Origin of the sequence: Lentzea atacamensis (genome assembly GCF_003269295.1) — a bacterium.
Classification (GTDB): Bacteria; Actinomycetota; Actinomycetes; order Mycobacteriales; family Pseudonocardiaceae; genus Lentzea; species Lentzea atacamensis.
Genome location: NZ_QLTT01000001.1, coordinates 299,131 through 316,477 on the forward strand (window position 1 = coordinate 299,131; position 17,347 = coordinate 316,477).

22 protein-coding genes are annotated in these 17,347 nt (G+C 69.7%); 11 read left to right on the plus strand and 11 right to left on the minus strand.

Annotated elements, in window-relative coordinates:
* Nucleotides 1-178 precede the first annotated feature (178 nt).
* Together C8D87_RS45595 and C8D87_RS45600 are read left to right on the plus strand one after the other, a co-directional pair.
* Nucleotides 179-352 (plus strand): DUF5999 family protein, encoded by a 174-nt coding sequence (locus C8D87_RS45595; protein WP_170154946.1) that lies wholly within the window; start codon nt 179-181, stop codon nt 350-352.
* Nucleotides 353-550: 198 nt separating this feature from the next.
* Nucleotides 551-688 carry a hypothetical protein gene (locus C8D87_RS45600; RefSeq protein ID WP_170166279.1) on the plus strand — a complete coding sequence of 46 codons (138 nt, stop codon included), beginning with the start codon at nt 551-553 and terminating at the stop codon, nt 686-688.
* A 6-nt stretch (nt 689-694) separates the two neighbouring features.
* Here the strand turns inward: C8D87_RS45600 and C8D87_RS01595 are convergent, their stop codons facing one another.
* Complete coding sequence (locus C8D87_RS01595) at nt 695-1,324, minus strand: TetR/AcrR family transcriptional regulator (protein WP_112225258.1); 630 nt, start codon at nt 1,322-1,324, stop codon at nt 695-697.
* Nucleotides 1,325-1,382: 58 nt separating this feature from the next.
* On the opposite strand from C8D87_RS01595, the gene C8D87_RS01600 reads away from it, so the two are divergent.
* Both C8D87_RS01600 and C8D87_RS01605 read left to right on the plus strand, forming a co-directional pair.
* Nucleotides 1,383-2,171 (plus strand): SDR family oxidoreductase, encoded by a 789-nt coding sequence (locus tag C8D87_RS01600; protein ID WP_112225259.1) that lies wholly within the window; start codon nt 1,383-1,385, stop codon nt 2,169-2,171.
* A 10-nt stretch (nt 2,172-2,181) separates the two neighbouring features.
* Nucleotides 2,182-3,255 carry an NAD(P)H-dependent amine dehydrogenase family protein gene (locus tag C8D87_RS01605; RefSeq protein WP_112225260.1) on the plus strand — a complete coding sequence of 358 codons (1,074 nt, stop codon included), beginning with the start codon at nt 2,182-2,184 and terminating at the stop codon, nt 3,253-3,255.
* Nucleotides 3,256-3,258: 3 nt separating this feature from the next.
* Here C8D87_RS01605 and C8D87_RS01610 read toward each other — a convergent pair whose 3' ends face one another.
* From C8D87_RS01610 to C8D87_RS01645, 8 genes are all read right to left on the minus strand, one after another.
* Nucleotides 3,259-3,945, minus strand: coding sequence for a GvpL/GvpF family gas vesicle protein (locus C8D87_RS01610; RefSeq protein WP_112225261.1), 687 nt, complete (start codon nt 3,943-3,945; stop codon nt 3,259-3,261).
* On the minus strand, nt 3,942-4,283 hold the full coding sequence (gvpJ, locus tag C8D87_RS01615) for a gas vesicle protein GvpJ (RefSeq protein WP_109636863.1): 342 nt from the start codon (nt 4,281-4,283) through the stop codon (nt 3,942-3,944). The genes C8D87_RS01610 and gvpJ (C8D87_RS01615) overlap by 4 nt, the downstream gene beginning before the upstream one ends.
* Nucleotides 4,280-4,549 (minus strand): gas vesicle protein K, encoded by a 270-nt coding sequence (locus tag C8D87_RS01620; RefSeq protein ID WP_109636862.1) that lies wholly within the window; start codon nt 4,547-4,549, stop codon nt 4,280-4,282. Before C8D87_RS01620 ends, gvpJ (C8D87_RS01615) begins: the two co-directional genes overlap by 4 nt.
* The gene (gene gvpJ, locus C8D87_RS01625) at nt 4,546-4,704 is read right to left on the minus strand and encodes a gas vesicle protein GvpJ (RefSeq protein WP_109636861.1); all 159 of its coding nucleotides are present in this window, start codon (nt 4,702-4,704) and stop codon (nt 4,546-4,548) included. The genes C8D87_RS01620 and gvpJ (C8D87_RS01625) overlap by 4 nt, the downstream gene beginning before the upstream one ends.
* Complete coding sequence (locus tag C8D87_RS01630) at nt 4,697-5,380, minus strand: GvpL/GvpF family gas vesicle protein (protein ID WP_109636860.1); 684 nt, start codon at nt 5,378-5,380, stop codon at nt 4,697-4,699. The genes gvpJ (C8D87_RS01625) and C8D87_RS01630 overlap by 8 nt, the downstream gene beginning before the upstream one ends.
* Nucleotides 5,377-5,679 carry a gas vesicle protein gene (locus tag C8D87_RS01635; RefSeq protein ID WP_112225262.1) on the minus strand — a complete coding sequence of 101 codons (303 nt, stop codon included), beginning with the start codon at nt 5,677-5,679 and terminating at the stop codon, nt 5,377-5,379. Before C8D87_RS01635 ends, C8D87_RS01630 begins: the two co-directional genes overlap by 4 nt.
* Nucleotides 5,680-5,694: 15 nt before the next feature.
* Nucleotides 5,695-5,997, minus strand: coding sequence for a gas vesicle protein GvpO (locus tag C8D87_RS01640; protein ID WP_112225263.1), 303 nt, complete (start codon nt 5,995-5,997; stop codon nt 5,695-5,697).
* A gap of 287 nt (nt 5,998-6,284) precedes the next feature.
* Complete coding sequence (locus C8D87_RS01645) at nt 6,285-6,842, minus strand: hypothetical protein (RefSeq protein WP_112225264.1); 558 nt, start codon at nt 6,840-6,842, stop codon at nt 6,285-6,287.
* Between the two features lie 128 nt (nt 6,843-6,970).
* Here C8D87_RS01645 and C8D87_RS01650 point away from each other — a divergent pair, with 128 nt between their 5' ends.
* The 7 genes from C8D87_RS01650 to C8D87_RS01675 all read left to right on the plus strand — a co-directional run bounded on the left by C8D87_RS01650 (nt 6,971) and on the right by C8D87_RS01675 (nt 13,799).
* Nucleotides 6,971-7,534 (plus strand): TetR/AcrR family transcriptional regulator, encoded by a 564-nt coding sequence (locus C8D87_RS01650; protein WP_112225265.1) that lies wholly within the window; start codon nt 6,971-6,973, stop codon nt 7,532-7,534.
* Between the two features lie 50 nt (nt 7,535-7,584).
* On the plus strand, nt 7,585-8,070 hold the full coding sequence (locus C8D87_RS01655) for a glutathione peroxidase (RefSeq protein ID WP_112226206.1): 486 nt from the start codon (nt 7,585-7,587) through the stop codon (nt 8,068-8,070).
* An 81-nt stretch (nt 8,071-8,151) separates the two neighbouring features.
* Entirely contained in the window at nt 8,152-8,994 is an 843-nt protein-coding gene (locus C8D87_RS01660) for a trypsin-like serine protease (protein ID WP_233441853.1), read from the plus strand.
* Nucleotides 8,995-9,124: 130 nt separating this feature from the next.
* Nucleotides 9,125-11,041, plus strand: coding sequence for a DNA ligase D (gene ligD / locus C8D87_RS01665; RefSeq protein WP_112226207.1), 1,917 nt, complete (start codon nt 9,125-9,127; stop codon nt 11,039-11,041).
* Between the two features lie 173 nt (nt 11,042-11,214).
* Nucleotides 11,215-12,297, plus strand: coding sequence for a type I-G CRISPR-associated protein, Cas3-extension family (locus C8D87_RS44995; protein WP_146771598.1), 1,083 nt, complete (start codon nt 11,215-11,217; stop codon nt 12,295-12,297).
* A gap of 138 nt (nt 12,298-12,435) precedes the next feature.
* The gene (locus C8D87_RS01670) at nt 12,436-12,807 is read left to right on the plus strand and encodes an STAS domain-containing protein (protein WP_215732131.1); all 372 of its coding nucleotides are present in this window, start codon (nt 12,436-12,438) and stop codon (nt 12,805-12,807) included.
* The gene (locus C8D87_RS01675) at nt 12,804-13,799 is read left to right on the plus strand and encodes a sensor histidine kinase (RefSeq protein WP_170166281.1); all 996 of its coding nucleotides are present in this window, start codon (nt 12,804-12,806) and stop codon (nt 13,797-13,799) included. The genes C8D87_RS01670 and C8D87_RS01675 overlap by 4 nt, the downstream gene beginning before the upstream one ends.
* A gap of 21 nt (nt 13,800-13,820) precedes the next feature.
* Here C8D87_RS01675 and C8D87_RS01680 read toward each other — a convergent pair whose 3' ends face one another.
* A complete protein-coding gene (locus C8D87_RS01680) occupies nt 13,821-14,495 on the minus strand; it encodes a phosphoribosylformylglycinamidine synthase subunit PurQ (RefSeq protein ID WP_109636852.1) in 675 nt (224 codons plus the stop codon).
* Nucleotides 14,492-17,269 carry an AIR synthase-related protein gene (locus C8D87_RS01685; protein ID WP_112225269.1) on the minus strand — a complete coding sequence of 926 codons (2,778 nt, stop codon included), beginning with the start codon at nt 17,267-17,269 and terminating at the stop codon, nt 14,492-14,494. Before C8D87_RS01685 ends, C8D87_RS01680 begins: the two co-directional genes overlap by 4 nt.
* Between the last annotated feature and the right edge of the window lie 78 nt (nt 17,270-17,347).

Below are 17,347 nucleotides of genomic sequence, written 5' to 3' on the forward strand. Positions count from 1 at the left end.
GCACGGTAGTGCCGTGGCCCCCGCGGCGCAGGGGGGAACCCACAACGGTTTGGAATCCGTAGCCTTCTACGTACTTCTCCCGATGTGTCCGCGGGGTGTCGCGAGCACCATTTCTCCATGTGGCCCGGACCACACGGGCTGGTGAAGAACCGGCCGCCGGGACACCAGGAGCGCAGCCATGTGCCAGCACCAGCCACAGTGCCCTGACGCGGCGGACCCGCGCGGCCCGTGGGCGGAGATCGCCGTCGCTCACCCCGAGCAGGGCTGGTACCTGCTCTGCAACGGGATCGTGCTGTTCGACGACGGAGGCCTGATGCTGCCCGATCACCGCGTCGTCGCTCCTGCCGCCTGATCTCGTTCGGGGGCGGCCTGACTCGGTCGGCCGCTCTCAAACGTGCCCGGTGGTTCCCCCGATGCCGGTGTCGCCTCCCCCCGCTGACACCGACGCGCACCGGGCGGGTGGGGTGGACGGTCTGCTCGCCGCAGCGCGCCTCTGCGGTCGGACCGTCCGCCCCGCCGTCCACCCCCACGACTCCGGAGAGAACCCGCCATGACCATCGACTCGCCGCCGCAGCCGTGCCCGCGTTGCCTTCGCCCGACAGTGCTGGTCACCCACCGCCAAGGCCGCGAATGGCTGCACGTCGGCACGTGGCTCGCCCGGTGCGGGCGGGTCGTGCACGCCGGCTGAGAGGGCTCACGGCGACGCGGCGGTGGACACCGGCGCGGTGAGCAGTCCGATGAGCAGGTCGACCAGTTCCGCAGCGGATTGCGGGTCGTCCCGCGGTAGATCGTCCGCGCACACGGCCCGTTCGCGGTCGGCGAGCAGGGCGAACAGCACGGTGGGCAGGACGCGCAGCCGCCGGCGCCGGATCTCGGGTGGCAGGTCCCGCAGCGCGCGGTCCAGACGCATGATGATCAGCCGGACCGCGGCCCGCCCCGCTCGCCCGAGGTTGCTGTCCGCGGCCAGCGCCGGGTGAGTTCGGACCTGTTCGAGGAACCGGGCGTAGTGGGTGGCGCCGTGTTCGTACGGGACGGTCAGCATCGGCACGACCAACGCCGACACCAAGGCCCGCACGTCGTGCGTCTCGCCGGCCGCCTCGCTCTCGGTGAGCAGCTCCAGGCGGTGCTGCTCCAGGTCGGCGATGCGGTACTCGGCGACGGCGTCGATCAGCCCGTCCCTGGAGCCGAAGTGGTACTGGACCGCGGAGTTGTTGCGCTGCCCCGCCGCCGTCGCGATGTCGCGCAACGGCACCTCGACGCCGTGCTCGGCGATCAACCGCTCGGCGGCGACGATGATCCGCTCCCTGGCGTCCGCGCTGGCCACGACATTACGTTAACACGCGCTTCTTGACTTTTAAGCACCAGCGCTTAACAGTGGCCGAGTGGTGACGGACATGTTCGGCTTGCCAGGCGCGGTCGCGGTGGTGACCGGAGCGGGACGGGGCATCGGCGCGGCATCGGCGGTGGCACTGGCCGAGGCGGGCGCGGACGTGGTGATCAGCGCACGTACCGCGGAGCAGCTCAACGAGGTCGCGGGCAGGATCGAGGTACTGGGGCGGCGGGCCGTCGTCGTGCCGGCAGATCTGTCCGATGTGGACGCTACGGCGGCGCTGGCGGACACGGCCGTCGAGCGGTTCGGGCGGCTGGACGTCGTGGTGAACAACGTCGGCGGCACGTTGCCGAACACGTTCCTGACGACAACGCCGGACTTCCTGGAAGACGCCTTCCACTTCAACGTGACCACCGCGCACGCCCTGACCTGCGCGGCGGTACCGCACATGCTCAAGGGCGGCGGCGGGTCGGTGGTCAACATCAGCTCTGTGATGGGCAGACTCGCCGGTCGCGGCTTCCTGGCCTACGGCACGGCGAAAGCGGCCCTGACGCACTACACGCACCTGGCCGCCACGGACCTCGCGCCGCGGATCAGGGTGAACGCGATCGACGTGGGCTCGGTCCACACCTCGGCACTCGACGTGGTCGCCCGCGACGAGAAGATCAGGACCTCGATGGAACAGGCCACACCGTTGCGCCGGCTGGGACATCCCGACGAGGTCGCGGCAGCGGTGCTGTACCTGGCGTCGCGGGCCTCCGGCTACACCACGGGATCGGTGCTGCGGGTCGACGGCGGGATCGGCGCGCCCAACCTCGACTTCAACCTGCCGGATCTCTGAGGAGGCCCAGATGCGCGTGGTGCAGTGGAGCACGGGCAACATCGGCAAGTGGGCGTTGCGGGGCATCATCGACCACCCCGAACTCGAGCTGGCCGGGGTGTGGGTGTCGGGCCCCGGCAAGGACGGCCGCGACGCGGGAGAGCTCGCCGGGGTGGACCCGGTCGGGATCCGCGCGACCACGGATGCCGGCCAGTTGATCGCGACGAAGCCGGACTGCGTGGTCTACACGGCGATGGCCGACAACCGGTTGACCGAGGCGATCGCCGACCTGTGCCTGCTGTTGCGGGCGGGCATCAACGTGGTGGCCAGCGGTCCGGTGTTCCTGTCCTACCCGGAGGGAACCGTGCCGCCCGAGCTGATCGAGCCGGTTCGCCAGGCCGCGATCGACGGCGGAAGTTCGTTGTGGGTCAACGGCATCGACCCCGGCTGGGCCAACGACTGGCTGCCACTGCTGCTGTCCGGCACGTGTCAGCGCATCGACCTCATCCGATGCTCGGAGATCACGGACTACTCCACCTACGACAATCCGTTGGTGTTGTTCGACATCATGGGCTTCGGTTCGGCGCCCGACCACACTCCCCTGCTGTTGCAGCCCGGCGTGCTCACTCTTGCCTGGGGCAGCGTGGTCCGCCAGCTGGCCGCCGCGCTGGACGTCGCGCTGGACTCGGTCGTCGAGGACCACGAGCGGTTCGCGGCTCCCGAGTCGTTCCCGGCCGCGGGCCGCACGATCGCCGAGGGCACGATGGCGGCGCTGCGGTTCACCGTCAGCGGCATGATCGCGGATCGGCCGGTGCTCGTGCTCGAGCACGTCACCCGCCTGCGGGCGGACCTCGCGCCGGACTGGCCGCAGCCGGTCGGCACCGGCTGCTACCGCGTGGAGATCGCCGGTGAACCCAACTACGTGGTCGACGTGCGGTTGACCGGTGGCGACGGCGACCACAACACCGCGGGCGTGGCGTCGACCGCCATGCGTCTGGTCAACGCCGTTCCCGCGGTCGTGGCCGCCCCACCCGGCCTGCTCACCGCACTCGACCTGCCCCTGACCACCGGACGCGGGCTCGTGGCCCGCGGCGCGAACGCCTGAGCCCTACCAGCCCCATCGGGACGACGGCCGCGTCTGTTGTTGTTTCAGGTCAAGGAAGTTGTACGCGGGCAACGGTCCGGTGCAAGTCGCCGTGACATCGGTGAACGCCGCCACCGCGGCGCGCACGGCCTCGATCTGGTCCAGAGGCAGAAGGTACGCACGGAGTTCCACGGTGTGTTCGGGTGCGGGAAGCAGCGCCGTCGACCGGGCCACCGCCGACACCGGTGCGAGCAGTGCTTCCGCCTCTTTCCGGCGCCACGCCACGATTTCCCGCGCGATCAGCTCGCCTTCTGCGAGGGTGTCCGTGCGGCGGCCCGTGAACGTGCGCTTCTCGTAGACCGCGCGCAACGCGGTGTCTTCGTCGAACGCCAGGCGCACGTGCAGCTCCGCCATGCCGTCGAGCTGGTCGAGATGGTGCCGCAGTGCCGGTGGGCCCAGTGCGAGCACCGCCGTGCGGGCGGCGGCCTCGTCCACCGCCGTGGTGCCGATGCGCAGTGGCAGCACCGGTCCGCCCGGCAGCAACGCGCACAACGCGGCCAGCTGGGCGACGGCCTCCTGCTCGGTCAGCGCGAGGCCGTCCGGCCGGTCGCTGACGACGACGGCGAGGTCCTCCAGCGCGACCATCCGGAACGGTGATCCGTCCGGCAGCCGGTGCAATGCCCGCACAACGCCGTGCAGGTGCAGGCTCACGGCTGGGGTTCCTCCACCTGGACCGCGGCCGGCGTGACGACCGCGGGGGTGACCATGGCCGGGACCGCGGAGGCGAGCAGGCCGTAGGTACCGCCGATGCCCTGTGCCGCGGGTGGTGCCGCCGCGAGGCCCCGGCGGGTCACCTCCAGCCGTTGCATCGCTTCCAGGTACCGGATGTAGGTGTCGACGCTCGCGATCACGACCTTGATGTCGATGGCGAGGATCTCGATGCCGATCAGCGACACGCGCACCGACGCGTCGATCACGAGTCCCTTGTCCAGCAGGACGTTCAGCACGTCGGACAGGCCGCCGGTGTTCGGCACGGCAGGAGCGGTCACGATGATGCCCTCTCTTCGCGCAACAGGCTCGCGATGTCGACGGGAAGCCGGACACCTGAGGAGTCCGGTTCACCGAGTGCTTCGCGCAACGCCGCGAACTGGCGTTGCAGTGAGATCAGCGCCTGGCCGAGGTTCTCGGTCTCCTCGGCCGTGAGGGTGCCCGCGTCCACCCGGCGCAGCGCTTGACGCTCCAGCAGTTCACACACGATCTCCAGCACGGCCACGACGATCCGGCCGAGCCCTCTGCCCGCGTCCTGCGCGGTCACCGGTCACCGCCGATGCCGATCAGCAACAGCCTCAGGTCGAGCCGGATCAGCTCGACGCCCGCCAACGCGATGACCACGTCGCCACGCACGACCGCACCCCGGTGCACCACCCGGTCGAGCAGGTCGACGAGGCTCGCGGCGGTGTGCTCAGGCATCGGCGAACTCCACCTTCGTGAACGAGTACGGCGGCCAGGGCCCGGTGATCTCCACTCGCAGCCCCAGTTCCCCGGTCAGCCGGCGAACCTCGGCGTGGAAGTCCTCCTCGTCCTCGGTGCGCACCAGGTACGCCGCTTCGAGCAGGAGGTCGCCCGAGAGGTCGCGGCACGTGCTCTCGGCGGCTCGCTGCTCCAGTGCACGGTGCACGGCGGCAGCGCCACTCCGGACGGCATCGGTGGCGTTCAGCCGCTGCCGGCGCAGTGTCAGATAAGCCGTTCCCGACATCTCGTCCAGATTGATCGGCTCACGCTCGGGGGCTCGCACCCGGACGCCCCACTCGCGCCGCCCCTCGACCCGGTCCAGCCAGGCCGACGCCTCCTCGTGGCGAGCGCTGAGCAGTCGCACGGCGGCGTCGACACCGTCGAGGACGGTGCCGAACCGCAGTGGCAGCACCGGTTCGCGCTGGAACACCGCACGCACCACGGCGTCGTGGTAGCGGGCCAGCACCGCCAGCGGACTGTCCTCAGTGGGCTCGTCGAGCTCGAGCCCGGTGAACCGGTCGAGCTCGACCTCGGCCACGACGAGGGCGAGGCCCCGGTGGCCGATCAGCCACGGCCCGGCCAGGTCGAGCTGCCGATCTCTCGTGATCGCGTACGCGTACAGGCCGCGGCTCATGGTCGTTTCTCCTCCAGCGCCCGCTCCAGCACCGCGAGACGCTCACGCAGCTCGGCGTTCTCCGCGGCCAGCTCGTTCGCCGCGGCCCGCTCCACCGCCTTCGGGGCGAAGAACGGGTCGTCCGTCCACCAGTCCATGCCCATCTCCCTGGCGGTCTGCGCGGACGCGACGAACAACCTCACCCGCAACGTGAGCAGCTCGATGTCCACCACGCAGACCGCGATGTCCCCGACGATCACCACGCCCTTGTCCAGGACGCGTTCCAGCGTGTCGGCGAGAGAACTGGACCTGTTGTCCACTGTGGAACCGTCCCCTCACATGTCGGTCGTCCCGCGGGTGTAACGCCGGAGCCGCTCGCAGCCGAACAGCTCCCCCGTCGCGTCGACGTCGACGCGATAGGTGGACATGACGCTGGTCGTGGCCGGGATGCGTTCGAGCTCGAGCACGTCGACCAGCACCGACCAGCCGCCGTCCGGCAGCGCGCGTATCCCCGAAACGGCTTCCGGCGTCCTGCCGATCAGCGCACCGAACTGCTCCGTCGCGGCGCGAATGGCGAATGCGGCAGTGAGTTTCTCAGGTTTTCCGGATGGCGAACTTTCATTGAAGTCGTCAGCCACCCTCCTGATCTTAGGGAGATCGCACCGCACGTCGCGATAATGCGTGCACAGCAAGAATTGACATATTCACCAGAACTGTCGAACAAGTCGAATACTGCCCCGGCCGTTGCAACCGGGGAGACCAAAAGGCGCTGCCAGCTGCGGAAATTCAGCGGAGTCCACAATGCCGACTCCGGCGGACGGGTGTGCGAATACCACCTTTGGAGCATGCGGACGAATCGGTGGATTCAGCCACCTATTGAGACACAGAATTTCAATGCAGCTGGTCGGGCGATTCCCGATCGGAATCACCGCGCCGCGGTTGACCTCGCCCGCAGGCGCAAGGCGGAGACGAGGAAGAAGATGCCGCCGAGAAGTGCGTAACCGGCCAGGTTCACCAGCGTCGCACCGTCCTTTGCGGACTGGAGGATGAACGAAGTGCCCGCCAGGACGGAAATCCCGCCGCTGAGGATCATCGGCCACTGACCACCCAGGCCGCGCCGCAGAACACCGACGACGAGCTGGACGAGCCCCGACACGATCGCCCAGCTCCCCCAGACCCGCAGGACGCCGGGGATGCCGGACGAGGCGGCGAGGGCGAGGCCGGTGGCGGCGAGCAGGCTGATCGCGATGTTCACGTAGAGGCCCGTGACCGCCTTCGTCTCCTTGGACGAGCGGAGGTCGACGATCGCCGCGGCCACGTCGAACACCGGGTACAGCACCAGCAGCGCGAGGCTCACGGCGCTGAGGCTCGACGCGGTCGCGACCAGCGAACCGGCCCACAACAGCGCGAAGGCGAACCGGACGAAGTACAGGCGCCTCAAGCCGAGTGCCACACCGGTCTCCGGAAGAGCAGCGGTGCTCATGAGTGTTCTCCCTCAGATAGATAGAACGTTCAGTCTCTCGCTGAACCATGACAGCCGCGTGGCGCCATCGTCAAGACCGAACGTTCTATCTGCTAGCGTGGCCGTCGAGAAGGAGAGGTGGGGCGACGGTGTCCGAAGCACGATCGCGGCTGCTCACCACGGCGAGCCGGCTGTTCTACTCGGAGGGGCTGCACTCGGTCGGTGTCGACCGGATCATCTCCGAGGCGTCCGTGACCCGCGCGACCTTCTACCGGCACTTCCCGAGCAAGGAAGATCTCCTGGTCTCCTACCTGCGCCTCGCCGACGAGGCGATCCGCGCCCAGGTGGAGACGGCCCGCGCCGCCGCGCCCGACGCGGCCGGGGCGGTGCGGGCGGTCGCGGAGTCGATCGCCGGCGGCATCCGGTCGGACGGCTTCCGGGGATGTGCGTTTCTCAACGCCGCGGCGGAGTACCCCGATCCCGCGCACCCGGTGCACCAGGCGGTCCTCGCTCATCGGGAGTGGTTTCTGAGCACCGTCACCGACCTGCTGGCACGGACGGGAGAGACGGCGGCCGAGCCCGCGGCGCGGCATTTCGTCATGCTGCGGGACGGAGCGATGGCGGCGGGATGCCTCACCGATCCTGAGCCGATCTGCGAGACGTTCCTGCGCGGCGTCGAGGGGATCCTGAGGTACCGAGCCACTCTCGCCTGATCACCGCCGTGCGCGTCGGTGATCATCCAACCGTGAACTACGTTGGTGGCATGGAGATCTACGACATCCCGGTCAGCACGCTCGCGGGTGAGCCGGGCAGCCTCGACGCGGTGCGGGGCAAGGTGCTGCTCATCGTCAACGTCGCCTCGCGCTGCGGCCTGACCCCTCAGTACGCGGGTCTGGAGCGGCTGCAGGAGAAATACGCCGACGACGGCTTCTCCGTGATCGGCTTCCCGTGCAACCAGTTCGCGGGTCAGGAGCCCGGCACCTCGGAGGAGATCGCCACCTTCTGCTCGACGACCTACGGGGTGTCGTTCCCCCTGTACGAGAAGCTGGAGGTCAACGGGCCCGGTCGGCACGCGATTTACCAGGAGCTGGTGCGTCAGGCGGACGCGGAAGGCGTCGCCGGCGACGTCCAGTGGAACTTCGAGAAGTTCCTGGTCTCGCGCGACGGCGAGGTGCTGGGCCGGTTCCGGCCGAACGTCGAGCCCGAGGCGCCGGCGATCACCGAGGCGATCGAGGCGGCACTTCGATAGGTCATCTGTGAATGCTGTTGCCGCGGCGTGCGCGGAGGTTGAATCCGCGCACGCCGTCGAAAGGGCTTCAGCATGCGTTTGATGAGCACAGCCGCGGTCACCGCCACAGCTCTCCTGGTGTCCGCGCTGCCCGCGTCCGCGATCAACTCCTACAACGCCACTCCCGCGCCCGAGCGCACCGAGGTCGGTGCCCTCGTCGCGACCTGGGACAACGACGACAACCCGGCGACCCCGGACCGCGTCGACTGGGTCTGCAGCGGAACGATGATCGACGACGACACGTTCCTCACGGCCGCGCACTGCACCAGCGACTGGCCGGCGAACGTGAAGTTCTACGTGTCGCTGCACCAGGACGTGCAGACCGCGCTGGACAACGCCACGGGCACGCCGGCGCAGATCGCCGCGGCGGTCGCGGTGCCGGGCACCGCGCACAACCACCCCGCCTACCCCGGCCCGGCGGAGGACACGCACGACATCTCCGTGGTGCAGGTGTCCGCGCAGCAGATGAAGGCGCGGTGGAAGTTCACCCCGGCGACGCTGCCCACCGCGAACCGCCTGGGTGAGCTCGGACCGCAGGGGCTCAACGACACGCCCTGGCTGGTCGCCGGCTACGGCACGCAGGAGGCCCGCCGCGGTCCAGGCGGGCACACGCACCCCGGTGGCGGTGTCCGGATGAAGGCGCCGGTGACGTTCAACGCGCTGAACAACGCGTGGGCCCGGCTCGCCATGACGGCGCCGCAGGGCAACGGCGGCGCCTGCTACGGCGACTCCGGTGGCCCGAACTTCGCCACGATCGACGGCAGGCTGACCCTCGCCGCCACGACGATCACCGGTGACTCGCCGTGCTACGCCACGAACGTCGTCTACCGGCTGGACAGCCCCGGAGCGCGGGACTTCCTCCGCCCGTTCGTCACGCTGCCCTGAACGGCTGCGAGCTGAGCTGACGCGCGAAGTTAGGCCGATCGGGTTACCTTCTGATTCCTGGTGACTGGGCAACACGCCGGGAACGGAGGTCGCCGTGGCACCCGACTCCGTTCCCGCCTGGATCGACCCGATGCTCGCCAAGCCCGACGGAGGCCGGCTGCGCGAAGGTCCGCAGTGGGCGTACGAGTACAAGCTGGACGGCTACCGCGCGGCGATGAGGATCGCCGCCACCGGCACGACAGTGCTGACCAGCCGCAACGGCCTCGACCTCACCGCCGAGTTCGCCGACCTGACGGGCGTGCTCGCCGAGGCGCTGCACGGGCGCGCCGCGGTGCTCGACGGTGAGGTCGTGGTCTACAACGAAGCCGGCCAGATCGACTTCGGCCTGCTGCAGCAACGACGCGGGCGCTTCCAGAAACACCGCACCGCTCGGCGGACCGAGCCGTTCACCGACGTCCCGGTCCGCTTTCTGGCGTTCGACCTGCTGCTGCTCGACGGGCGGCTCCTCCTCGACGAGCCCTACGAGCAGCGGCGCGCGCGGCTCAGCGAGCTGGCGATGCCCGACCCGTTCCGGGTGGCCGTGGTGCCGTCGTTCACCACCGCCGACCTCGCCGCCGAGCGGCTCACCCCGCAACGCCTGCTCGAACGCGTGGCCGCCGAGGGGCACGAAGGGCTCGTCGCCAAGCGCCTCGACTCCCCCTACCTGCCAGGCAAGAGGCCGGACTTCTGGTGCAAGCACCCGCTGGTGCAGACGCGCGAGGTGATCGTCTGCGGCTGGCGGCCCGGCCAGAGCGGCTTCACCGGCACCGTCGGCGGGCTGCTGCTCGGTGCGCACGACCCGGACACCGGTGAGCTGGTCTACATCGGCGACGTCGGCACCGGCTTCACCCGCCAGGACCGCGACCAGCTCCGGGATCGGCTGGCACCGCTCGAACGCCCACGCCACCCGTTCTCCGCCACTCCCCCGCGCGAGGACGTCGTGCGGGCCAGGTGGGTCGAGCCCGAACTGGTGGGCGAGGTGCGGTTCCGGCAGTTCACCCGCGGCGAGCACGGCCGCCTGCGCCACACCGCCTGGCGCGGCCTGCGCGCCGACCGCAGCCCCGCCGAGGTCGTCGCGCCACAGCCCGGCCGTTCACCCGCACCGGCGGAACCACCGGACATCGGCCGCCGCATCACCGTCAAGGCGGACGGACGCCGTCTGACCCTGTCCAACCTGGACAAGCCCCTGTACCCGGACGGCTTCACCAAGGGCGAGGTGATCGACTACTACACCCGCGTCGCCCCGGTGCTGCTGCCGCACCTGCGCGGCCGGCCGGTCACGTTCGTCCGCTTCCCCGACGGCGTGGGCAGGCAGGCGTTCTTCCAGAAGAACGCCGACGCCGGCGCACCGGACTGGCTGCCGACCGCCGCGCTGCCGAGCGGCGGCTCCCGGCGCGGCACCAACGCCGGCGAGATCATCCGCTACCCGCTGATCGAGGAGCTCGCCGCACTGGTGTGGGCGGCCAACCTCGCCGCCCTCGAACTGCACGTTCCACAGTGGAGGGTCGCTCCCGGTCCCGCACGCGGACTGCCTGACCGGCTGGTGTTCGACCTGGACCCCGGCCCCGGCACCTCGATCGTGGAGTGCTGCCGGGTCGCCGAACGACTCCACACCGCCCTCACCGCCGACGGCCTGGCCCCCACGGCCAAAACCTCTGGCGGCAAAGGACTCCAGGTCTACGCCGCCATCACCACCGACGATCCGGGCCGGCCGTCCGCCTACGCGAAAGCGCTGGCCGAACGGTTCGCCGCGGAGACACCCGGCCTGGTGACCGCGAAGATGACCAAGGCACTGCGCACGGGCAAGGTGTTCATCGACTGGAGCCAGAACAACCCGGCCAAGACCACCGTCGCGCCCTACTCCCTGCGCGGCCGCGACCATCCGGCCGCCTCCGCACCGGTCACCTGGGACGAGGTCCGCGACTGCCAGCACGCGGAAGAGCTCGCCTTCACCGCGGACGACGTGCTCGACCGGGTGGCAGAGCACGGTGACCTGTTCGCCGTCTGAACACCGCTGGAAGTGCTTCGTCAGGTGCGGTAGGGGCCTTGACCGGCGGGGTGATCTTCTAGTGGGGTGACGCCGGGAGGAGTTGGCGCGAGCACAACCCGCTGTCGTGCACCAGCACAACGCTCCTGGAGATCGCGAACGGGTGGCACCACCACGGCGAGCGAGGGGGCGATGTGGGAAGACTGAATCGCGTTGATCTGCCCGGCCTGATTGGTCGCGAGCCCCTTGGTTTCTTGGCGACGATGGGACTCGAAGCCCAGTTGTTGCACCAGGTCTACTTGAGCTGGGACCCGGCGGACGGTCATGCGATCCTGCACAGCGAGCGATATGCCACCATTGTCGATGTTGTCACCGAGCTGAAGGATGCGCTGGCCACGGTCAAGTCGGGACAAGCAATTCCAGGCATCAAAGGGTTTCCAATCCCCCGGAATCACGGAATGGCAGACCCCTTACGCATCCGCCCGGACGAGTACCGCAAGGTGCGTGCGCGTCAGGAACGCTCCGGCAGCTATTACTGGTTCGACAGCGTGGTGACCGACCGTGCGGTGGACGCCAATGGCTTCTGTGTTTTGAATCCTCTCGTCGGTATCCGTGGACGACAAACCGCCGGCAGCTTCTGGTACTACCCGATGATGGAAGTCAAGCGAGACCCGGAACGGCTTCTCACGGAAGCGCTGACGGGCTGGCGGAGGGTAGCAGGCGCGGAGGGATGGCTTCTTGATCACCGCGCGACCTATTCCTTCGAGACCACTCTGCGCGGCCCCGGTGGAAGTATGGCGGTGCCGGGTGCAACCTGGTTGGCCACCTTGGCGCTGCCGAGGTTCCGGTATCGACGTCGTAATGGCGTGGAGACCGGCCGGCCCGTGCTGCCGAACGGGTGGTTCCGCGTCGCCGATCGTGATGTGCTCGCATGGCCGATTTGGACGACACCGATTTCTGGAACCTGCCTGGATGCGGTCTGGAACGTCGGCTGGGGGTACGATGGCTGGAAATTCACGGCAAAGCCTGATGGTTCAATCGGTGCTGAGATTACGCGGACTCACGGCATACCGGCACCCAACAACATCGACCATGTCGTCGACCTGAACATTCTCGACCTGTATGGTGCTGCGCGCTCGACGCAGGGTGTTCTCACTCCTGTTGCGATGCGAACTCGACGTGTACCTGGGAAGTTCCGCGAGTACGACGCCTGGAAAGGTTGGGATTGGAAGTACCCGCCGGTTCCTGACTACCCGGGCAAGTACGGCCACGGGTGACGTTGACGTGTATCCGTCCCACCTGCCGACAGGGTCGCGCCACCAGATCGGCCCGCCGCCGCCAAGGTGACGGCCACTGCTGCACTCCCCCGCCGCGCACCAGAATGTGGTCCGCTTCTGCTGATGCGGGTGGTGCCCATGCGGGACGGACAGTCAGAGCGCCTCGCCGACTGTGAGCTGACCCGGGCGGACGACCGGATCGCGGTGACGGGCGAGATCGACGCGGCCAACGCCGGCGCGATCGCGGACCGGGTCTGCGGAGCTCTCGGCGGCACGGTCGTCGTCGTGGACCTCCGCGCGGTGACCTTCTTCAGCGCGGCTGGAGTGCACCTGCTGAGAAGGATCGCCGCCGCGGCCCGCACCTCGGACACCATCGTGCAGGTGCTGTGCTCGTCCGCGGTGCGCCACACCGCGCGACTGTGCGGAGTGACCGAACTCCCCGGCCTCGTGCTCGACCGATCCGACCGGCGCGAGCCGGACCCGACAGGGGACCGAGAGGCGCCGTCGTGACCACGTTCTCCGGCCGATCCACCCGCGAGCACTTCGAGCACGCCGTGCTGGTCGCCGACTCCGATGACGCCCTCGACCGGCTGCTCGTTCCCGTCCTGCGCCACCACATCCGCTCCGGTGAGCCCGCGCTGCTCGTGGTCAGCCGGCGCACCGAGCGCATCGTGCGCGACCGCCTCGGTTCCGCCGCCGGCAAGCTGGGCTGGGGAGATCCCAGCGCGTTCTACCAACGCCTCGGGTTCGTCTACGAGGGGTTCCGCCGCCACCTCGAACAGGAGCACGCGCAGGGCCGCAGCGTGCACGTGATCGCCGAGCCGGACTTCACCGCGGACCTGGACCTCCCGGTCGACCGCGCCACCGCCTACCTGGCGTACGAAGCGATCTGCAACGACGTCTGCGCCGGCTTCGGCTGCCCGGTGACGTGCATCTGGGACAGCCGCCACCACTCCGCCGAGGTCATCGAGTGCGTCCGCAGCGTCCACGCCCACGAGCTGACCGCCGAAGGCAGGCAGCGCAACAGCACGTTCGTCCGCGCCCGGGAGCATCTGGAATTCCAGACCCACGCGACCATGCCGCCCGCGCCGCGCAGGTTCGACATCGAGATCACGCTGCACGCTACGGCCGAGCTCGGTCCCAGCCGCGCCGCCGTCCGCGCCTGGGCCGGCTGTCACGGCTTCAGCGCCACCGCGGCGTTCCAGGTCACCACCGCGGTCAACGAAGTGCTCACCAACGGCCTCGAGCACGGACGGCCACCCGTGCGGCTCCGGGCCTGGCGCCACGGCACCACCCTGGCGGTCCAGGTGGACGACCACGGCGGCCGCCGCATCCCGCCCGACGCCGGTTACCGGCCACCCCGCCTGGACGGCGCGGGCATCGGCCTCTGGATGACCAGGCAACTCGCCGACGTCGTGCTCACCAGGACCACCGGCGACGTCACGACGGTGCGGCTGTACTTCCCCCACGCCGTCACCCACCGCAGCTTCGACGATGGGTGACGGCGACCGGGTCACGCCAGGTCAGCGGACCGCGCGCACACCGTTCTCGAAGAACGCGAGTCGCACCTCGGGGTCCACGGCCCGTTCCGGGTGGTCCATGAGCCCGAACGACAGTCCGTCCAGACTCGTGATGCCCGCGATGTTCTCGAACGAACCGTCGGGGTTGGAGTCCTTCTCGTAGCGCAGTGCCACGCGGTACTCCGCCACCGAAGCCGTGCTGTCCGGGTGGAAACGACCCTCACCGTGCGCACACGGGAAGACGAGGGTCTGACCGCCGAGCCCGGTGAGCCACGGGCTGTCGTTCTCCTCGTCGACGACGTGCCGCTGGTTCTCCTCGTTGCGGAACGTGCCGGAGCTGTTCACCTTCAGCCCCACCTTGCCGAAGCAGCCACCGCGCACCGCGATCTGGAAGCCGTTGCAGATGCCGATCAGCGGACGCGTGCGGCACGCCTCGAACTGGTCAGCCAGGTGGCTGCGCAGCAACGCACCCGCCACGGCACCCGCGCCGAGGTGGTCGCCGAACGAGAATCCGCCGGGGATGCAGAGGATGTCGGCGTCGTCGAGCCGCTCGTCGCCCGCCAGCAGGTCGGCCGCGAACCTCAGCCGCGGCGTCGCGCCCACCGCGGCGAACGCCGAGATGGTCTCCTCCTGGCAGTTCGTGCCGGGCAGGTACAGGACGTTGACGGTCGGCTTCATGCGATCCTCGCCGTGAACGAGTTGAGCCAGCCGTCACGCGCGGCCGGGGTGAACAGGTCAGTGCCGTCGAGCAGGATGCCGGAGCCGGGCGCGAGCACGCCGAGCACGACCGGGTTGAGCTCGGCGGGCAGGCGGTCCACGTCGTCCTGGGCCACCTCGACGACCGCGCCGACGCGGTGCTCGGCGAAGAGCGACTCGGCGGTCGCGGACTCCAGCCGCACACCGGTCCCGCTCGCCAGCACGCCCTGGGCGAGCGCCGCCGCGACACCGCCGGCACCGATGCGGGCACCGCTGCGCAACAGGTTCCTGCTCGCCGCCAGCGCGGCCAGGTAGGTGTCCACATCGGACAGTGCCAGGTCGTCCAGCGCACCGTCCGTCAGGCCGAGCTTGCGCCCGGCGACCGTGCCGACCGGCGACGAGGTGGACAGGCCGATGCGGACCAGCGCGTTGCCCGGCGCGGTCCACTGCTCGCGCAGCAGGCCGTCACGGTGGGGCACCTTGCCCAGCGCGGTCAGGAACACCGCGGGCGGCACGCTGACCAGGCCCTCGTCGGTGTGCACCGAGCCCGCCGACGAGTCCTTGCCCGAGATCAGCGGCACGCCGAAGTGACGGACCAGCACGGCCAGCTCGTCGACCATGCCGACCAGCCACTCGCGCCAGTTCTCGGACAGGTGCGGGGTGTAGAAGTTGTCGCACATGCAGACGTCGTGCACCTCGACGCCGGCGAGCACCTGGCCCGCGAGCAGCGAGCAGAACATCTGGCGCGTCGCGGCGACCGGGTCGGCGTCGAACATCCACGGGTTGAACGCGGTGTTCAGCACCGCGGCGGCAGGCGAACCCGCGACCGGGGTACCCGCCCAGTAGGCCGTGCGGACCGGGTGTTCGGTGCCGTGGTGCGGGCCGTACCAGGTGTTGCCCTGGACCGTGGAGTCGTACTGCGAGTCCGCGTAGTGCTGGGACGCCACCTCCGCGTCGGAGACGACCTGCTCCAGCAGCCCGGTGAGCTCGGCAGGCTCCAGCGACGGCCACGCGGGCGGCGGACCGGACGGGCGTGGCGGCGGGCCCACCTCCTGGCGTTCGACCTCGATGTCCAGCAGCTCGTACGAGACGTCGAAGCCGGTCTCGCCCTGGTGCGCGGGCACGGCGTCCGGCGCGGAGGCGATCAGGGCTTCCTCGGTCAGGTCCGGGGCGTGGAACACGTGGTAGCGACCCGTGTCCGCGAACCGGCCGATGACCGTCGAGCGGACCATGTGCCGGTCGAGGATCTTCTTCGCCCGCTCCTGGTGCTCCGGCGGCACGGCGAGCAGCATGCGTTCCTGCGACTCCGACAACAGGATCCGCCACATCGGCAGCGCCGCGGTCTTCAGCGGCACCAGCGCGGTGTTGATCCACACGCCGCACGCCTCGCCGATCTCGCCGACAGCGCTGTTCAGGCCCGCGCCACCGACGTCGGTCAGCGCGCTCATGCAGCCCTCTTCGCGCAGCTCGATCAGCGCCTTGCGGAACTTCACCTGCTCCAGCGGCGCGCCGATCTGCACCGCGGTCGTGTCCATCGTGGCGCCCGCCGAGCTGGCGGACGCGCCGTGGATGCCCTCGTTGCCGGTCAGACCGCCGATCAGCACGACGAAGTCACCCGGCCGCGGCGTGCCGCGCTGCGCCGCCGAGACCGGCAGCAGCCCGATGCTCCCGCCGAGCGCGAACGGCTTGGCGCGGTACGACGGGTGGAACGTCATGCGCGACGACATCATCGGCACGCCGAACGTGTTGCCGTACTCCTTGATCGCCCGGATCGTCTCGCCGGCGAGCCTGCGCGCGTCCGGCCTGCCCTTGATCGGCGCCAGCGCCTCGGGCTCGCCGATCGCCGTGTACTCGAAGCTGCCGATCGGGTCGGCGCTGAGGCCGGTGCCGAGGATGTCGCGCAGCACGCCGCCGAGCTTGGTCAGCTGGCCGAAGTAGCCGGAGATCGCCGACGGGCCGTTGTGCGTCTCCGCCTTGATCGCGATGGCGTGACCGTCGTAGAAGTCCCAGACACCCGCGTTGTCGTGGAACATGCTGAGCACGTTCGGGTTCGCGACGTCCTTGGCGGCGTTGATGAGCCTGCCGAGCAGGCCGCCCAGCGACTTCCACGTGGTGTGGGCGCAGTGGTCGCTCCACCGCGCGTCCAGGGCCTCCAGCAGGACCTCGGTGACGTACTCGTCGCCGAGCGTCTCCTGGATGTGCCGCACGTGCTTCATCTGGGCGAGCGAGAGGTTGCGGCCGCCGGCCACCCCCAGCTCGGCGAGCGCCTCGTCGTCGAGCCCGCGCAGGTCGTAGTGCACGGTCGGCTCGTAGTGGCCCTGCGGCACGAGGGTGTCATAGTGCGGTTCCTCGTCGTGCAGCTCTTCGATCGTCGCGTTGAACCGGGTCGAGGCGACCAGGTCGCGCAGCCGCGGCGACGACGACCGGTAGGTGGTGGCGACCTTTCCCGCACGCGCCTCGACACCGAGCAGCCCGCACACGGTGATGATCGAGTCGCTCTCGTTGTCGACCACGCCGCGCTTGTAGGCGACCTGCACGTCGCCCTGTGCCAGCGGCTGGTTCACGGTGACCTCGACGTCGAGCTGGTCACCGAGCACCGCGGCCACGCCGGTCAGCGCCGCCGGTTCCGGGTCGCCCTCGAACTCGACGTAGTAGTCGCGCCACACCTCGAGGTCGTCGAGCTCCCACGATCGGCCTAGCTCACGGATGTCGGGCTCCGCGACGCCCGCGGAGCGAACCGAGAACTTGTGGATCAACAATCCTCCTGGAGCTGGGACGGGGGGCGTCGAGAGACATTGTCCTCAATGGCCCCTCAGCTCGTGAAACCGCCTCCG